The following is a 1,820-nucleotide window of genomic DNA, read 5'->3' as shown; positions in this document are numbered from 1 at the left end:
TTGCAGAAGCCTTTGCTTATTATTATCTGGATAGCGATACAAATGAACTATTAAAAGATAAAGCACCGGAAACCTATCATTTTATCAAAAATTTAAATTAGGAAAAAATGTTGGTTTGTTATAGAATAATAACCATGTACGAATAGAAAAGGTTGGATGTAAATGAAACAATATTTAGAGCTTTGCAGGCACGTGCTCGAACATGGAGTCAAAAAAGAAGACAGAACGGGAACAGGGACAATCAGTACATTTGGCTATCAAATGCGCTTTAATCTTCAGGAAGGGTTCCCGGTCATAACAACAAAAAAACTGCACTTAAAATCCATTATTCATGAGTTGCTCTGGTTTTTACAAGGGGATACAAATATTAAATATCTCCAGGATAACGGGGTTAGAATTTGGAATGAATGGGCCGATGAGGAAGGCAATTTAGGACCTGTCTACGGTCATCAATGGAGATCATGGACAGGAGCAGACGGCAATACAATAGATCAGATCAGCGAATTAATTCATCTATTAAAGACAAATCCTGATTCTAGACGGATGATTGTGAATGCATGGAATGTTGGAGATATTGAGAAGATGGCGCTTCCTCCGTGCCATTGCATGTTCCAATTCTATGTAGCTGACGGGAAACTATCTTGTCAGCTTTACCAAAGATCAGCCGATGTGTTCTTAGGGGTGCCATTTAATATCGCTTCCTATGCCCTTCTCACCCTCATGATTGCACAGGTTTGTGACTTGGAGCCAGGAGAATTCATTCATACCTTTGGGGACACTCATATTTATTTAAATCATTTAGATCAAGTGAAACTGCAGCTAACCCGCCAGCCAATGGCATTGCCGAAAATGAAAATCAATCCTGAAGCGAAGGATATTTTCTCATTTAAGTTTGAGGATTTTGAATTAGTCAATTATGAGGCCCATCCTCATATTAAGGGGGAGGTAAGTGTATGATTTCTTTAATATGGGCAATGGACGAGAATCAAGTCATCGGCAAGAATAATCAGCTGCCATGGCATCTTCCAGAAGACTTGAAATTCTTCAAAAGGACAACAATAGGACATCCGATTGCGATGGGGAGAAAAACGATGGATTCAATTGGAAAGCCACTTCCCGGAAGAGAGAATATTGTAATAACACGTAACCATGATTTCACAAAAGAAGGCGTTACGATATTCCACTCAGTTGAAGAATTTATTCAATATAGCAATAAAAAGGAAGAAGAAATATTTGTGATTGGCGGTGCTGAAATATTTAAAGTATTTCTTCCCGTTGCAGATCGTCTTTATATAACCCGGATTCACGAACAATTTGAAGGGGATACGTTTTTTCCAGAACTGAAGATGGTTGAATGGAAGCTCCTTACGAAGGAAAAGGGCATTAAGGATGAGAAAAATCCATATGACTACGAATTTGAAATTTATGATAGAAAATAGAAAAGACTCCTACGTGGAGTCTTTTTTTAAACTAACCATTAGGGTTGACTAAATAGTCCGTCAACTTTTTGACCATTGCCTGAAATTCCGTAGGGTCACAAAACTCATCAGCAGAGAAATTACTCTTAACCCATTGAATGAGCTCGTGGGGAGTATTGAAAAATTCCCCGCTTGAATCACTTTTCCTTATCATGTACCGCCCGTTATCCTCATCTAATGTTACTTCTACAGGCAATGCACAATCAAGACTGCATAATGAAAACTCCATTTGCCCCACCCCCTATTAATCATACAAAATTATCGTTTCATCTAAACATTTCAGCTAATCAGTGACAATCGATTTCTTCCTAATATTAGAAAAATTTACTTTGCATATTATAT

4 protein-coding genes are annotated in these 1,820 nt (G+C 37.8%); 3 read left to right on the top strand and 1 reads right to left on the bottom strand.

All coding sequences use genetic code 11. From position 1 onward, the window contains the following. The 3 genes from V7149_RS26310 to V7149_RS26300 form a co-directional block, all read left to right on the top strand. A partial coding sequence (locus tag V7149_RS26310; RefSeq protein ID WP_438824170.1) for an anthrax toxin lethal factor-related metalloendopeptidase occupies positions 1-101 on the top strand: 101 nt, incomplete at its 5' end. 61 nt (positions 102-162) lie between these two features. Then, positions 163-957, top strand: a complete 795-nt coding sequence (locus V7149_RS26305; protein ID WP_335348499.1) for a thymidylate synthase — start codon at positions 163-165, stop codon at positions 955-957. Next, entirely contained in the window at positions 954-1,439 is a 486-nt protein-coding gene (locus V7149_RS26300; protein ID WP_335348498.1) for a dihydrofolate reductase, read from the top strand. The genes V7149_RS26305 and V7149_RS26300 overlap by 4 nt, the downstream gene beginning before the upstream one ends. 31 nt (positions 1,440-1,470) lie before the next feature. Here the strand turns inward: V7149_RS26300 and V7149_RS26295 are convergent, their stop codons facing one another. Next, positions 1,471-1,707, bottom strand: coding sequence for a hypothetical protein (locus V7149_RS26295; RefSeq protein WP_335348497.1), 237 nt, complete (start codon positions 1,705-1,707; stop codon positions 1,471-1,473). Positions 1,708-1,820 lie beyond the last annotated feature (113 nt).

Origin of the sequence: Bacillus sp. JJ1503 (assembly GCF_036965125.1) — a bacterium.
GTDB lineage: Bacteria > Bacillota > Bacilli > Bacillales > Cytobacillaceae > Cytobacillus.
Note: the sequence above shows the minus strand (reverse complement) of the source record. Positions and strands in the feature narration are given on the sequence as shown.

Excerpts from the sequence above, each read along its gene's own strand:
- V7149_RS26305 (WP_335348499.1), top strand. The coding sequence starts at position 163 with ATGAAACAATATTTAGAGCTTTGCAGGCACGTGCTCGAACATGGAGTC.
- V7149_RS26300 (WP_335348498.1), top strand. The coding sequence starts at position 954 with ATGATTTCTTTAATATGGGCAATGGACGAGAATCAAGTCATCGGCAAG.
- V7149_RS26295 (WP_335348497.1), bottom strand. The coding sequence starts at position 1,707 with ATGGAGTTTTCATTATGCAGTCTTGATTGTGCATTGCCTGTAGAAGTA.